Raw genomic sequence first — 15,430 nt, 5'->3', positions numbered from 1 at the left:
AAGCTTTAACAATAACATTGAAATATGTCATCAGTTGAGATTAAGAAGGTAGCAGACAAAAAAGGTCTGAGAGACTTCATCGACTTTCATCATGACTTGTATAAGGGCAATCTGTTTGATGCGCCCAATCTTTTTAGTGATGATATGCACACGTTAAGCAAGGATAAGAATGCGGCTTTTGAGTTCTGCGAGGCTGAATATTTCTTGGCTTATAAGAATGGTAAACTTGTTGGTCGTATAGCCGCAATTATCAACCATCGTGCCAATGAGCGATGGGAGCGTAAAAGCGTTCGCTTTGGATGGGTTGATTTCATTGACGATATAGAGGTAAGCAGGGCTTTGTTCAATGCCGTTGAGGAGTGGGGCCGTCAGAAGGGAATGACAGAGATTATTGGTCCTCTTGGCTTTACTGATATGGATCCAGAAGGCATGCTGATTGATGGATTTGATCAGATGGGAACCATGGCTACTATATATAATTATCCCTATTATCCCAAGCATATTGAGCAGATGGGCGGATGGGAGAAAGATAATGATTACGTAGAGTATAAGGTCATTGTACCCGAAGAGGGAATGCCCGATAAATTCAAGAAAGTTGCAGAATTGGTCATGAAGCGTTATAACCTGCATCCTACACATCCGAAACGTAGTCAGGTGTTTGGCAAGGAACAGGTAGGCCGTAAGGTGCTTGAGGTCATTAACAAGACCTTTGGGAACCTGTATGGTTATTCACAAATGACAGAAGCGCAGATTGATGAGTATTTGAAGATGTATTTCCCCATGCTTGATATGAACCTGGTCTGTCTGATAGAAGATTGGAATACGCCTGGCCATGATATAATTGGTGTGGGTATCTCCATTACTTCAATGACGCGCGCCTTACAGAAGTGTCGCAAAGGCCGTCTGTGGCCATTGGGGTGGTGGCATTGCCTTCGTGCTCTGAAATTCCATAAGGCAGAGTGTGTCGACTTGATGCTTGTGGGTGTCTTACCCGAATATCAGCAGAAGGGGGCTAATGCTTTGCTGTTCTACGACCTGATACCGAGATATCAGAAGTATGGTTTCAAATGGGGTGAGACTAATGTAGAGATGGAGACCAACGAGAAGGTGCAGAGCCAGTGGCAGTATCTGGAGCACCATCAGCATAAGCGTCGTCGTTGCTATCTGAAGAAACTATAAATAAGCTATGGCAGAAGATAATAACATCATTGGTAAACAGAACGAACAAGTACAGTATGACGATGAGAATATTCGTCATCTAAGTGATATGGAACATGTGCGTACCCGTCCAGGTATGTACATCGGCCGCCTTGGCGACGGCTCATTGCCAGAAGATGGCATCTATGTGTTGCTAAAAGAAGTTATCGACAACTCGATTGATGAGTTTAAGATGAAGGCTGGTGATCGAATTGAGGTTACTATTGATGAAAATCTGCGTGTTTCAGTGCGTGACTATGGCCGTGGTATTCCTCAGGGTAAGATGATTGAAGCCGTATCTGTGCTGAATACGGGGGGTAAATACGACTCAAAAGCCTTTAAGAAGTCAGTTGGCCTGAATGGTGTCGGCGTGAAAGCCGTAAACGCCTTGAGCTCTCATTTCGAGGTGCGCAGCTATCGTGATGGTAAGGTACGTAAGGCCACTTTCGAAAAAGGCGAGATGACCAGCGACGTTACCGAGAATTCTCAGGATGAGAATGGAACATACATATTCTTTGAACCTGATAATACGCTGTTTCTGAATTACTCTTTCCACGATGAGATTGTGGAGAATATGCTTCGAAACTATACTTACCTTAATACGGGTTTGGCCATTATGTACAATGGTCGTCGTATTCTTTCCCGTCATGGTTTGGAAGACCTGTTGAAAGACCGAATGACCAATGAGGCTCTTTATCCTATTATCCATTTGCAGGGTGAGGATATCGAGATTGCCTTTACCCATTCTAATCAGTATGGTGAGGAGTATTATTCTTTCGTCAACGGCCAGCACACTACTCAGGGTGGAACTCATCAGAGTGCTTTTAAAGAGCATATAGCCCGAACTATTCGCGATTTCTTCGGGAAATATGAGTATGGTGATATCCGTACAGGTATCGTGGCTGCTATTGCCCTTAATGTTGAGGAACCTATGTTCGAAAGTCAGACAAAGATTAAGCTTGGTTCACTGACGATGGCTCCTGGCGGGGTAAGCATCAATAAGTATGTTGGAGACTTTATAAAACAGGAGGTCGACAACTATCTGCATATCCATCAGGATGTGGCTGAGGTGATAGAAAATAAGATTAAGGAAAGTGAGCGAGAGCGCAAGGCGATGGCAGGTGTCACCAAACTGGCACGTGAACGAGCCAAGAAAGCCAACCTACATAATCGTAAACTGCGTGATTGTCGTATTCATTTCAGCGATGTGAAGAACGACCGCAAAGAAGAATCGTGCATTTTCATCACAGAGGGTGATTCTGCCAGTGGAAGTATCACGAAGAGCCGCGATGTGAATACACAAGCCGTATTTTCGCTTCGAGGTAAACCCCTGAACTCTTTCGGATTGACGAAAAAGGTAGTATATGAGAACGAGGAATTTAATCTGCTTCAGGCTGCCTTGGATATTGAAGATGGTCTTGACTCCCTGAGATATAATAAGGTGATTGTGGCTACCGATGCTGATGTCGATGGTATGCATATCCGTTTGCTTACCATCACTTTCTTCCTCCAGTTCTTCCCTGAGTTGATAAAAAAAGGTCATGTCTATGTTTTGCAGACGCCCTTGTTCCGTGTCCGTAATCGTCGTACAAAGATTAAGAATAAGAAGGTTCTTGCCGATGCTGATGCGAAAAACGATAAAAGAAGTGATTTCATCACTCGTTATTGCTACAGCGATGAAGAACGTATGACTGCCATTAATGAGTTAGGGCCAGATCCCGAGATTACCCGATTTAAAGGTCTTGGTGAGATTTCTCCCGATGAATTCGCAGCTTTTATAGGTCCTGATATGCGTTTGGAACAGGTGACACTTCATAAGACCGATCAGGTTCAGAAACTTCTTGAATATTATATGGGTAAGAACACGATGGAGCGTCAGAACTTTATCATTGATAACCTTGTGGTAGAGGAGGACCGCCCAGAAGAAGACATATATGAATAAGAAAACAAACTTGTTTATAGCACCTTTGTTGCTGTTTGCTCTTTCTGTTTCTGCTCAGTTTCGTATTGGGCAGAATGATGACAGTCCTTTGCGCAAGTTACAATATGCTGAGATAGCCATTAACAATCTTTATGTCGACAGTGTTGATGAAAAGAAATTGGTTGAGGATGCCATTCGTGGTATGTTGGAGAAACTTGATCCTCATTCCACCTATGCCACGCCCAAAGAGGTCAAAGAACTAAATGAGCCGCTTAATGGCAACTTTGAAGGCATCGGTGTACAGTTTAATATGATTGAGGATACGCTTTTAGTTATCCAGCCAGTTACTAACGGCCCTTCGGAGAAGGTCGGTATCATTGCTGGCGATCGTATTGTATCTGTAAATGATACAGCCATTGCAGGTGTGAAGATGTCGAAAGAGGAAATTATGAAGCGTCTGCGTGGCCCAAAAGGAACGAAGGTTCGTCTTGGGGTCGTTCGCCAAGGCATTAAGGACCGACTAAAGTTCACCGTTACCCGTGCTAAAATCCCAGTTAAGTCCGTTGATGCCGCCTATATGATTCGACCCAATATCGGATATATCCGAATTGGCAGTTTTGGCGCCACAACCTATAAGGAATTTATGGAGCGTCTTAAGCAGCTTCGTGACGCTGGAATGACCAGTCTGATTCTTGATCTCCAGGAGAATGGAGGTGGGTATTTAAAAGCAGCGGTTGATATTGCCAACGAGTTTCTGCAGCGTGATGATCTGATTGTCTATACAGAGGGTTTGAAAGTACCTCGTACCGATTATAAGGCCGATGGCAATGGCGCATTCCTAAAAGGTAAGATAGTTGTGCTAGTCGACGGCTATACTGCTTCGGCTGCTGAGATCGTCACGGGTGCTATTCAGGATCAGGACCGCGGTATTGTGGTTGGTCGTCGTACCTTTGGTAAGGGGCTTGTTCAGCGTCCTGTCGATTTGCCTGATGGTTCTATGATTCGTCTGACGATTGCTCACTATTATACCCCTTCTGGTCGCTGCATTCAGAAGCCTTATAAGAAAGGGGACTCGAAAGATTATGCTATGGATATGCTTAATCGTTTGAAGAGTGGTGAGTTGACCAATGCCGATAGCATTCATTTCGTTGATTCTTTGAAATACGAGACTCTGCGTCAGCACCGTGCGGTTTATGGCGGTGGAGGCATCGTTCCTGATGAGTTTGTTCCGCTCGATACGACTATTTATACCCGATTCCATCGGGAGTTGGCGGCAAAGGGCATTGTCATTCAGCAGAATCTGCGCTATGTTGATAACCATCGTAAGGAACTGAAGAAGCGTTGGACATCGTTTGCTGAGTTTAAAGAGCAGTTCGAAGTGCCTCAGCAACTCCTTGATTCTATCATTTCTGAAGGAGAGAAGCAAGGTGTTAAGCCAAATGATGAGGCTGAACTTGAAAAGACTCTCTCATATCTATGTGTGCAGTTAAAGGCCTTGATCGCTCGCGATATTTGGGATATGAGCGAGTATTTCTCTGTTTTCAACGAGAATAGTGAGATGGTAAAGAAAGCTTTAGAGGTGATAGAGAAATAAAGACATTCTATATCAGTTTGAAATGTTGTAGGGCATTCCAAATGCCTTCTTCGTCTACAGATGTGGTCATGTAGTCGGCTTCTTTTTTCAACTCGTCTATAGCGTTTCCCATAGCAACGCCAATACCTGCAGTTTTAATCATGGTGGTGTCGTTCCCTCCATCACCAAAGGCCATGGTATATTGAGGGTCTAACCCTTCATGGGCAGCCATTGCTAACAACCCTCGACCTTTATCTGCTCCTTGTGCGGTGATATCGGTGAAGGCAGGATGCCAACGTCCGGATATACAGCCAGGAATACGTCCCAGCAGTTCCTTTTCATAGTCCTTGTTGAAGAAAGGTGTAAGTTGCAGGATGCGCTGTTCAAGAACCTCTTCCACGGGTATGGCCTCATTCAAGTTCTTCACAGCTAATTGCTGTCTGAAGATGAAATCCACATCACCTTTGGGATCCAAAACAGCAATGTTTCTCTCTCCGACTACAATAATGCCGTATTGCTTTTCTTTCGCGTCGTTTACAGCCAGCTTGGCCTCTTCTTGAGGAATGGCGTTACAGACTACGATTTCGTTGCCAACAAAACATAGAGCACCGTTGGTGGTCACGTAGCCATCTATTAAGTGCTCAATGGCACCAAGGTTCGTGATAATAATTGGTGGGCGGCCTGTAGCTATAAAAACCTTGTGGCCGTTGGCCTTTGCTTGAGTCAGGGCCTGTATTGTAGAGAGTGGTATCTCGTGTGTCTTGAAACTCACGAGCGTACCGTCTATATCGAAAAAGAGTGCGTAATGCGGTGACATGCCTTTTGGTAATTTTGCCTGCAAAGGTAAGCATTTTATTTCAGAAAAAGGAGTATAATATATGGAGATACCATATTTTTTCGTATATTTGCAACCAAAGAACTAAAACAAATAATTTATGAAGAAGCTGTTATCAACATTAGTCATGCTGACAATGACTGTCTCAGTCTCTGCTGACGATACTTTTTGGTTGGGTGCTGATATTAGTGGCACATCAGGCTTGGAGGCTTATGATGTACAACTTTATAATGCCCAAGGCGAGCCTCGTGACAATGTCACCATCATGAAGGAGTGCGGGTTGAATGCCGCCCGATTCCGTGTCTGGGTGAATCCTATGGGGGGATTCAGTAGCAAAGAGGATGTGCTCCGCCTGTCTCTCCGTGCTAAGGAACAAGGCATGGCTGTTATGATTGACTTTCACTATAGTGACTCGTGGGCAGATCCTGGTAAACAGTTTATTCCTAAGGCCTGGGAGCAAATGGATTATGAAGAGATGAAACAGGCCCTGGCTCAGCACACATGTGAAACCCTCCAACTATTGAAAGATAACGACATTGATGTGAAATGGGTTCAGATAGGCAATGAGACCACCAATGGCTTTCTTTGGCCTATGGGGCGCGCCTCAGAGAATATGGAGCAATATGCAGGTCTTACACAAGCAGGTTATGATGCAGTGAAGTCCGTATTTCCAGAAGTGGCCTGTATCATTCATCTCGATGCAGGTTGCGACCTTCACCGTTATCAATTCATCTTTGATGGACTGAAGAAGTTTGGTGCTAAGTGGGATATGATAGGCATGAGCATCTATCCTTATTGGGATATTGACGCAAAGCTGACAACGAGCGAAGACGAGACGCTTGAAAAAGCCATCGCTAATATAAATCAGCTATGGGAAACCTATCATACCCCACTGATGATAGTAGAGACAGGCTATGATGCCGATCGTGCTGAAGATGGCAAACGATGGATGAGGCGAATGATCGATGCGGCTCGTAGCCAGACCAAAGGCCATTGCAAGGGCATTTTCTATTGGGCTCCCGAGGCCGAAGGCCGTTATCGTTTGGGAGCCTTCCGCAATCATCGTCCTACCGCCATCATGGAAGCTTTTAAGGAAACTTTTGAGCAGTGACTTAGTAGCCCCAGTCTTCTCCAACTAGAATTACCGTGTGCTTGCCTCGTGGTGAGTTGCGCAGGAAGTGTACGTAGTTACAAATGCTTTCTGGCGAGTTGCAGTTATGGCACACGCCGTCTACTTGGCATGGAGTTTTGATGTCAAAGCGACTAGCGTTGATGGGCGATGCGGTGCTTCGAGCCCTGGCCAGAGCAGCCTCTATAGTCTGAGCTACTTTGTTCAGGCCTATGATAAAGATGACCTTCTTTGGCCCCCACGTGATAGCCGCTACACGATTGCCATTTCCGTCAATATTTACGATTATACCATCTTCAGAGATGGCGTTCGCACTCGACAGATAAACATCTGCCGTGAAGGCTCTGACGTACATCTGTATTTTCTCTTCGTTACCTTCTACCAGGTCACGGTCTAAAACTTCGTATGTACCTTTCTGTCGAAGTGCGTCTGGTAGACCCATATCGCGGATAGTCATGGAGCCCCCCCACGTAATGCTACTGCCATCAGGTATCAGTTCCAACACCTTATTAATAGCTTCACTAGAGGTTTTGCAGTAGAAAGCCTCCATGTTGCGACGTTTCAGATTCTTAATCATCCGCTCTGCCAACCGTTCGTTTCTGAGTTCTTTAGGAGTCATAAATACAATGTTGTTTAGTTAATCTTTGGCAAAGGTACACATTATCTTTGATATATGCAAGAGTAAACTCCTACTATGTATGGCTTAAACTATCATATAGGAGAAATAGAATGTCTCAAAAAGCGTTGCGCAATCGTGTTGCGTATACGCAATTATCTTTAATTCAATATATTAACTATGAAATCAGTATATTCTCCTAGTTCCTGTTTTGCGACATTCTTTTCTTGGTAAAAAGAAATTATCCGCCTAAATTTGCAGCGCAATCGTAATAAATTATAAATGGCGAGTTAATAATTCAGAAACTTAAATATTGCGTCTAATGGATATGTACAATTTTACATCGACAAATAGCTTGGACATTTGTTGGCAAATCGTAAAGCGTAACGCGCTTTCCATTAATAGGGAAACAATTTGCAAGCAGTTGTCTGAGCATCCTTACTCAGATTCCCTTATGGCAATTTCTGATGTCTTGGAGAATTATAACATAGCAACGACCTCATATAATATAAAAGACGCAGAGTCTTTAATACAACAGGACGGATCATATATTGCATTGGTATATGTTCATTCACAGCCTTATTTCAGTATTATAGATTCGGTAACAAATGAAAGTGTTATATGGTATAATCCAATAAATAATAGAAAAGAAAACATCTCTTTCGGAGAATTCAAGAATATATATGGTGGAATTGTTACCTTCGTTGAGGTTAAGGATTATATTGCAGAACCAGAGTACAAGAATAAAAAGAAAGAGTATTTTGTAAAAAAGCTTATAGAAACAATGCCGATTTTTGTATTTGTTATAGCTTTTGTATCGGTATTTTTGTCATTATTGCCATTCGAAATACCGATTTATTTCGGATTGTATGCTGTAGGACTTGGGATTGGAAGTCTCATTTGTGCGGTTCTTTTATATTCTGAAGTAAATGATTATAACTCATCTTTTATTGAGAAACTATGCCCTGTTGGGAAGAAGTGGGACTGTTCGATTGTCCTAAAATCGGCTGCAAACAACATTTATGGTATAAATTGGACTACGATAGGACTCGCTTATTTTGCAGGCACGTTAATCACTTTAACGTGTGTTGGTAATAATCTGAGCTATTATCAGGCGGCTGCTTGCATAAATGTATTAGCCCTCCCCTTTATTATATATTCGCTTTATTATCAAGTCATAGTGTCTAAGCATTGGTGTGTAATGTGCTTGTCTGTACTGACGCTTTTGCTCTATTTGTTTGTGATATCAATTCTTGGTGGTTTTTTGAGTTTGCGTTTAAATCAGATAATGAGTAGCGTTGTTCCCTTTATCATCATTGATTTGATAATGCTATGGGGAAGTAATATGTATCTGAGTCTATGTAAACAGAATAAAATGTATAATGAGCTATTTCCTGCTTTCAATAAACTTAGATATGATGAGAATGTATTCCGGACGTTGTTGGAAGAGAGCCCATTGATAGCAGAAGTACCTCAGGATATGAGTATAAATATAGGCCAACCAACTGCTGCGGTGACAATACTTAAGGTCTGCGATCCGTATTGTAGCGCTTGTTCCAAGTCTCATCTTAAAATGGAAAAATTCTTGGAAAAGAAGGATGTCTTTTTACAAGTTATCTTCAACGTGTCTTCTATAGATCGTGATGCAAAGAAGAATGCCATAAAATTGTTCTTTGCTCTAAAGGAAAAATATGGCGATCAATACATGATAAAGGTTTTGCATGACTGGTATGGCCAAAAGGAAAAAAAATATGAAGAATTCCGGAAAAAGTATGAAATAGATGACAAAGCAATAGACGCACAAGAAGATAAGATCATGTGGATGGAACGGAGAACTCAGGAGCTGGAGATACATTATACTCCGACATTCTATATAAACAATCATCAACTACCAGATGATTTCTATTCGTATAATGATTTTGAATCTCTATTTGAGTGATAAATAATTTGGTGTAAGTAATCTGCAGTACGCTTATACCAGTAATTGTAGTATTAATAAAAAAACAAAAGAAATGAAAAAGATTAAGATGAATTCCCTAGAGGGAATGATGGACAATTCGCTGACTCGCGAACAGTTGAAACATGTTGTTGGAGGTACTGGTGCCGCACCTTGCGCTGGTAAGGGTCCGGGTAGCCCATGTACATGGAATGGTAAGAGCGGAAGATGCGGATACTGGCCATTTACTGGACTGATCTGCCTGTGTTAATGGTAAAATCATTAACTTACTAAGCAAACTTTATCATAGTGTCTCTTGTAGACAGAACTGCAATGAGACACTTTTTCTTTAATACATTATGAATGTAATACAGTCTTTTTGGAGCAAGCCGCTTTTTAAGGCAAACAGCGATGTGAGCCAGAACAGGTATCATGGCGGTTGGATAAACTATCGCTATTGCTTATTGTCAATGGCTTATAGTTGCCTTACTATATCCCGATACTATCCTCATCTTGAATTATACACGGATACTTTTGGAGTGAAGCTTTTCAGAGATATTTTGAAACTCCCATATTATAAGTTCCACACAAATCTTGATGATATGGCCAACGTTGACGAATCTTTGTGGGCGTATGGGAAAATCATGACCTATTCTGTACAAAAGGAACCGTTCTTACATGTAGATAATGATGTATTTATTTGGCAGGAATTTCCTGATAGGGTGGTAAATGCAGATGTCGTATGTCAAAGTCTGGAGATGATTGAGAATTTTTCATTGACAGACTATGAGGTTGCCATGGAGTATATTAAGCATAATCTTAAGACGGCTCCTCAGATTATTCGAGAAAGTAAATGCAAAGCAGCTGCCAATATGGGTATATTCGGCGGCAATAATCTAGACTTTATCCAGCAATACTGTCAAGAGGCCCAGAGCGCGTTTCATGATATGTATGATGGGATCATGTGTTCAGGAGATATAAAAGGAAAGTTCAATATTATCTATGAGCAGCTTTTGCTGACAGAACTTGCAGAGAAACACCATCAGAGGATTTCGTATTTAATAGGAAGTAACGACCTTGACGAAATTGTGAAATACAGTACTATCGAAACTGCTCAATACGAAAGTAAGTATACGCATTGCTTAGGACAGTTGAAACGGTATAATTATGTTTGTGAACAGATAGAATATCGGTTAAAGTATGAGTTCCCTTCGTATTATGATCGGATATTATCCTATCTGGATAAAGACGGGGTGGAGTATGAAGAAAACATCAAGTCAATGAAGGAATACAATCATTTCTACAAAATATTTTCACGAATTGGTAAGGCTAAGGACATACATGAGGTTATGACGGATTTTGAATTTAAACTCAGCCCCAATTGTCATATAGAGGAAGAGAGTGAGGACTACTATATGAATTCACCTTATGGAAAATATAGGCTAACAGGATGGTGCGTCTTTTTGACTCTTTTCTCACAAGCAAATACGGGGGAGGCAGTATGCCGGGAAATATGCAGAGAAGCGTATCTTCCCAACCTGACATATGAGCAGATATTTACCAAAGTCTTTTACCTGATGATGGAAAGCCTTTATATTACAAAATGTCTAACGATTACTTAACGGATAACCAATAAGCGCTAGCGGTCTTGCGCATAAAATAGACCCAAATTATTAACTCATTAAAATTATGAAAAAGATTAAGAAAGAAGATTTCGCTATTCTGAATGAGAGCGAGATGAATGAGGTCAATGGTGGAATTAATGTTGAGAAGTCTCTTCCCATCTGCAATCACATGGAGTTTGCCTGTTGTTACTATAACTACAAGGTAGATTTCCCCGATCCGGTTATTCTGAGACCTTAGTATTTTTCATGGGATTCGCCATTTTAGTAAAGAATGGCGAATCTCTTAAATGCTTACGATGATGTTGAAAGTGTTATCAAAATGTGATTTCTACTATCTGAAGAGAGACCACCAGTGCTATCTCCTGCATATTCCAACTATGACGGTGGTGAACCTGAAGGAGAATACGGTTGTCGATCAGTTCTTCGCACAGCTGACAGGGCAAGGCCAGTTCTTTGATGATGAGGAGTTCCAAAGCCTTGAAGAGGAGGTGTTGGAGGTCTTCCCGGTTTTCTGCCAAAGGTATGAAGAAAAAGGTGACGATGATTCATATTCGATGCAGGATGTGATTTTGCCGATTTCGGGCAAGTGTAACCTGAGGTGTACCTATTGCTTTGCGCAGAACAAAGGAAACTTCGGGTTCGGTGACATCACGCCAGAGAACTGCCACGAGATTATTGATTACGTTATGGCGCACACGAATAATGACATGCAATGCCGGTTCAACTTCTTCGGTGGTGAGCCTATGCTCAGGATGGACACTATAGACGCTGTGCTTAACTATATATCCGAGAAATACGCAGACAGGAATGTGGGGTATGGTATGACAACCAACGGAACGCTGTTCACCGACGAGAATATTGAATACTTCAAAAACCACCAGATTGACATTCTTTACAGCTATGACGGTCCTGAGGAGTTTACGACTCATCGCGTGTTCCCTAATGGGAAGCGTAGCAACGACCTCGTGCTGAAGAATATTCGGAAAGTGAAGGATGCCGGTCTGAAGTTCCAGATGAGGGCGACCATCCCAAGCGACTGCGAATGCATGTGGAAGGTCTACGACTACTTTGAGAATCTGGGTATGCCTTTCTCTGCCGTACCTGCCTATAAGTCGAGGAACGTTAACAGAACATGTGTTTATGACGAACGTCTTGAATCGTTTAAGAAACAGTATGAGGACCTGATTGATTATTATATCTGTCGCATAGACAGCGGACGGCCTGTTCACTGCATGTCAATTAGGGAGCAGGTTGAGACACTCGATAAGCACAGGACACATCTGAGGGCCTGCTCTTCGGGAAAGTACATGTTCTCGATTGTTGATACAGGAGAAATTTTCAGTTGCGAACATCTGGCCTACGACAAAAAGTATGCCATCGGTGATATCCGTAACGGTATTGACGTGAAGAAGATGAGGTCGTATCGTCCCACCTCGGTTCATGAGATTGAGAATTGTTGCGATTGCTGGGTCAAGTATCTGTGCTCAGGAGGGTGCTATTCTGAGAAACTTCTGATTGGACGGCAGCACGAGTCTCTCTCGCCAGACGAGTGTGAGATGCAGAAAATGCGGTGGAACTTTCTGCTTTCTGTGTATGTCTATCTGAAAACGAGAAAACAGCAGCAGTGTCATAAATAAAGGAAAAAAGAGAGTTGTATATATACATATTATTTTGCATCACTTGCTGTTTTGCTGTCACTTTATTCATAAACCGCTAAATATGTGCGGTTTATGGGTGGTGACAGCAAAATGTCTGGTGACAGCAAATCGATGATTTGCTAGAATGGCGGTATTTCCTTTTTAAATAGTTTGGCAAAAGAAAAGTGATTTTTTCTTTGTTTAAAAGAACAATCTCTTTATCTTTGTAGCCTGAGCGTAAAAAATAATATGAAGTATATGCATAGACAATTTATGAGAGTCCTTTGGGTGGACCTGTTGATGTCGTTAGTAGTGACATCTTCATTGTATGGTCAAAAACTGGAGTGTAATCAGATGGTGGTATCGTTGAGGCCCCAATCCTTTGGTAGCGATTCAATAATGAATTTGCACGTTGAGCTTGACCTTGACACTCATCAGTCATCTGACACAATTATGCTTTTTACTAATGTGAGAATCGGCGAACCATCTGTAGAAGGAAATGGAATGCTTGCCCCTTCTTACATCAAAGCTTATGACTATTACAACAAGGAGAAGACGTTCATAACGACATATAAGAACGAAAGCGGTTCTGCACCTTTTTCGGATAAACAAATCATCACGGTCATGAAAGGGAATGTCGCACGAGTTAAGGTAGAATATGACGTTATGGGTACTTTCTTCTTTTTTGATCCCATTAAAGAAAATAATAAGGATGACAGGACTCTGATCTATGCATATTGTTCAGAAGAAGAGTCTGTATTCCCTACTAATGTGTTTGTTAAGGATATTCTCGTGGAGGCACCAGATAGTTTTTATGCCTTAAAAAGTATCAAAACCTCTGGAAATGAAGAGAGCCGGATATACATAGCCTTTGTTAGCAAGAGCTATGTTGAGCCCGATACAATGAAAATTGGGAATCTGAGCTTGGCCTTTTACAATATGAAAGGAGATAAACCAACTCTTAAGAATGCAGTAACACGAGCAATGAATAAACTGGGCAGTATAGCACCTGTAAATGGCGATTTGGATATCCTGCGTGTATTATATCGTTCAGGGAATTGGCTTGCTGGGCATTCTTTGGGCAGATTCTGTATCCTTGACAAGGATATGAAGTATGAGTCTTGTGTTCATGAGATACTTCATTCTATATTTGATAACCGTGTATCTCCTAACACAAAAGGACGATATTTTGTAAGCGAGAGCCTCATTGAGTGGCTGGCTCAGTATCTTAATGAAAAAAGGGACACAACAAAATGGGACGAAAGACCTCAGATAAGTCTCTATGATTTGGAGTCTGACGATACTCATACAGCTTGTTTAATATACGGATATGGTCCAGAGTTACTGTATGAGGTTGCAGATCAGGTTGGGATGGAGCCCTTGGCAATGAACGTCATCGAGTTTATGTTGGATAATAAAGGCAAGGAGATAGACTATAACTCTTTTATCTCTTTTATGAGAGGACGGTTGCCTGGAAATGTCGTAGACATGCTTGATAGGAAGGTTAGAAAAATATAAATGATTTCAATCGGAACGAAATCATGCGAAAACGTTCCAATAAGGGTACTGAATACCTGATAATACTAAAAGATTCGTAATTTGCTGTCACTTTTATCTTGCTGCCAACCATTCATAAGTGTCTTGTATTAAGCAATTTATGCGTAAAGTGATAGCAAAACAGAAAAAATACCGATTATTTTCACTAATGAGATTCTTTCGGATTTGTTCATAGGCTCTCATCTGTTTTTTATGAAGAGTTATTTCATACCGACGTCTGATTATATGTCTCAAAAAGCCGTTTTATGTTTCTTCTTGTTTCATTTTGCTTCAGTGAAACAAGATGAAACAAGTATTTCTTGGTTAAAAGGAATTATTTGCTTATTTTTGCAACGCAACCATATATCATACAAATCATTAAAAAGGTGTGCTAATGGATCAGGAAAAAAGCGTTAAAGAAACTTTTGCAGAGTATCGGTTCAAAGTGCTGAATTCTGTAGTGAACAAATGGCCAATGGCGATGAGAGTGCTAACTGGGGCCCGAGACAATGGGATGCATGGGCTGAGCTCTGGGAGAAGAACTGTTGGGATTAAAAAATATTTGTGATTTGTACGTCAACTATTTTTGTAGTTGACGTACATTTAGAACCTCAATGAATATGAAACATACTTTCTTGTTTATATTATCTCTTTGTTTGACTTTAAATGTTAATGCGCAGGAGACTCATGTAATAGAGCCAGCTATACTCGAAGTACGATATGACTCATGGCAGAAGGATTGTAGCGATTCTTATATTCTTAGGACAGGAAAGACGGCTAATCAGTTTTTTAGCTATTACCAAAACAGAACTGACAGCTTGTTGAATACAGATGATACAACAATGGATATAGCTCTGAATGAGTTTTTTGCGTCTGTGAGTAAAGAGGCAGGCAAGTCTGAACAGCTAAAAGGCAGCACAATTAGCAGAGAGAAGCTTTATCAAGACGTGAAAACAGGGAAATTGGCTCTTTATAGCGGTTATTCGGATGCCTATTATACTTATGAGGAAGATATTCCTCAACAAGAATGGACTATCAATATGGATTCTGTAATGACAATCTTGGGACTAGAATGCCATAAAGCCACAACAAAGTTCAGAGGGCGTGTTTGGGATGTTTGGTTTACTGAAGAAATTCCTGTTAGTCTTGGTCCTTGGAAACTTGGCGGCTTACCTGGTCTTATTCTCAAGGCTACGGCCGATAGTGACTTTATCAGACTCACAGCTATAAATATTAAGAAGGATGGCATTAATCCCGTAACATTCTATAATTGGGGTGATGAAAAATACTATCACATGACAAGAGAGAAATTCCTAAAGTACAAGAATCGCCCAAGAACCATACCTCGGGTGAATAAAGTCTTACCAGCAGAACCATATATAGAATTGGAATAGTCAAAATAGGAATGAGACGTTGCCTTATAAT

13 protein-coding genes are annotated in these 15,430 nt (G+C 41.4%); 11 read left to right on the top strand and 2 right to left on the bottom strand.

Annotated elements, in window-relative coordinates; translation table 11 throughout:
• The first annotated feature begins 24 nt into the window (after positions 1 to 24).
• From T325_RS04365 to T325_RS04355, 3 genes are read left to right on the top strand one after another with little or no spacing between them, the layout of a single operon-like run.
• Complete coding sequence (locus tag T325_RS04365; RefSeq protein ID WP_036910744.1) at positions 25 to 1,179, top strand: GNAT family N-acetyltransferase; 1,155 nt, start codon at positions 25 to 27, stop codon at positions 1,177 to 1,179.
• Positions 1,180 to 1,186: 7 nt separating this feature from the next.
• Complete coding sequence (locus tag T325_RS04360) at positions 1,187 to 3,139, top strand: DNA topoisomerase IV subunit B (protein ID WP_091766597.1); 1,953 nt, start codon at positions 1,187 to 1,189, stop codon at positions 3,137 to 3,139.
• Positions 3,132 to 4,712: a S41 family peptidase gene (locus T325_RS04355; protein ID WP_036910743.1), complete on the top strand. Its 1,581-nt coding sequence runs from the start codon at positions 3,132 to 3,134 to the stop codon at positions 4,710 to 4,712. Before T325_RS04360 ends, T325_RS04355 begins: the two co-directional genes overlap by 8 nt.
• 7 nt (positions 4,713 to 4,719) lie before the next feature.
• Here the strand turns inward: T325_RS04355 and T325_RS04350 are convergent, their stop codons facing one another.
• Positions 4,720 to 5,508, bottom strand: coding sequence for a Cof-type HAD-IIB family hydrolase (locus T325_RS04350; RefSeq protein WP_036910742.1), 789 nt, complete (start codon positions 5,506 to 5,508; stop codon positions 4,720 to 4,722).
• A 118-nt stretch (positions 5,509 to 5,626) separates the two neighbouring features.
• On the opposite strand from T325_RS04350, the gene T325_RS04345 reads away from it, so the two are divergent.
• Positions 5,627 to 6,637, top strand: coding sequence for a glycosyl hydrolase 53 family protein (locus T325_RS04345; protein ID WP_036910741.1), 1,011 nt, complete (start codon positions 5,627 to 5,629; stop codon positions 6,635 to 6,637).
• 1 nt (position 6,638) lies between these two features.
• Here the strand turns inward: T325_RS04345 and T325_RS04340 are convergent, their stop codons facing one another.
• Positions 6,639 to 7,274, bottom strand: a complete 636-nt coding sequence (locus T325_RS04340) for a lactate utilization protein (RefSeq protein WP_036910740.1) — start codon at positions 7,272 to 7,274, stop codon at positions 6,639 to 6,641.
• A gap of 325 nt (positions 7,275 to 7,599) precedes the next feature.
• Here T325_RS04340 and T325_RS04335 point away from each other — a divergent pair, with 325 nt between their 5' ends.
• From T325_RS04335 to T325_RS04315, 7 genes are all read left to right on the top strand, one after another.
• The gene (locus T325_RS04335) at positions 7,600 to 9,210 is read left to right on the top strand and encodes a vitamin K epoxide reductase family protein (protein ID WP_177172020.1); all 1,611 of its coding nucleotides are present in this window, start codon (positions 7,600 to 7,602) and stop codon (positions 9,208 to 9,210) included.
• Positions 9,211 to 9,283: 73 nt separating this feature from the next.
• Positions 9,284 to 9,478 (top strand): hypothetical protein, encoded by a 195-nt coding sequence (locus T325_RS12675; RefSeq protein WP_143058315.1) that lies wholly within the window; start codon positions 9,284 to 9,286, stop codon positions 9,476 to 9,478.
• Between the two features lie 88 nt (positions 9,479 to 9,566).
• A complete protein-coding gene (locus T325_RS04330; protein ID WP_036910738.1) occupies positions 9,567 to 10,829 on the top strand; it encodes a DUF6734 family protein in 1,263 nt (420 codons plus the stop codon).
• A gap of 67 nt (positions 10,830 to 10,896) precedes the next feature.
• Complete coding sequence (locus T325_RS12670) at positions 10,897 to 11,070, top strand: hypothetical protein (protein WP_156097635.1); 174 nt, start codon at positions 10,897 to 10,899, stop codon at positions 11,068 to 11,070.
• Between the two features lie 61 nt (positions 11,071 to 11,131).
• Positions 11,132 to 12,469, top strand: a complete 1,338-nt coding sequence (locus T325_RS04325; protein WP_197051315.1) for a radical SAM/SPASM domain-containing protein — start codon at positions 11,132 to 11,134, stop codon at positions 12,467 to 12,469.
• 354 nt (positions 12,470 to 12,823) lie between these two features.
• Entirely contained in the window at positions 12,824 to 13,987 is a 1,164-nt protein-coding gene (locus tag T325_RS04320; RefSeq protein ID WP_156097634.1) for a hypothetical protein, read from the top strand.
• A 638-nt stretch (positions 13,988 to 14,625) separates the two neighbouring features.
• Positions 14,626 to 15,399, top strand: a complete 774-nt coding sequence (locus T325_RS04315) for a GLPGLI family protein (protein ID WP_036910872.1) — start codon at positions 14,626 to 14,628, stop codon at positions 15,397 to 15,399.
• The last annotated feature ends 31 nt before the right edge of the window (positions 15,400 to 15,430 follow it).

This window comes from Prevotella sp. FD3004 (assembly GCF_000746155.1).
Classification (GTDB): Bacteria; Bacteroidota; Bacteroidia; order Bacteroidales; family Bacteroidaceae; genus Prevotella.
Note: the sequence above shows the minus strand (reverse complement) of the source record. Positions and strands in the feature narration are given on the sequence as shown.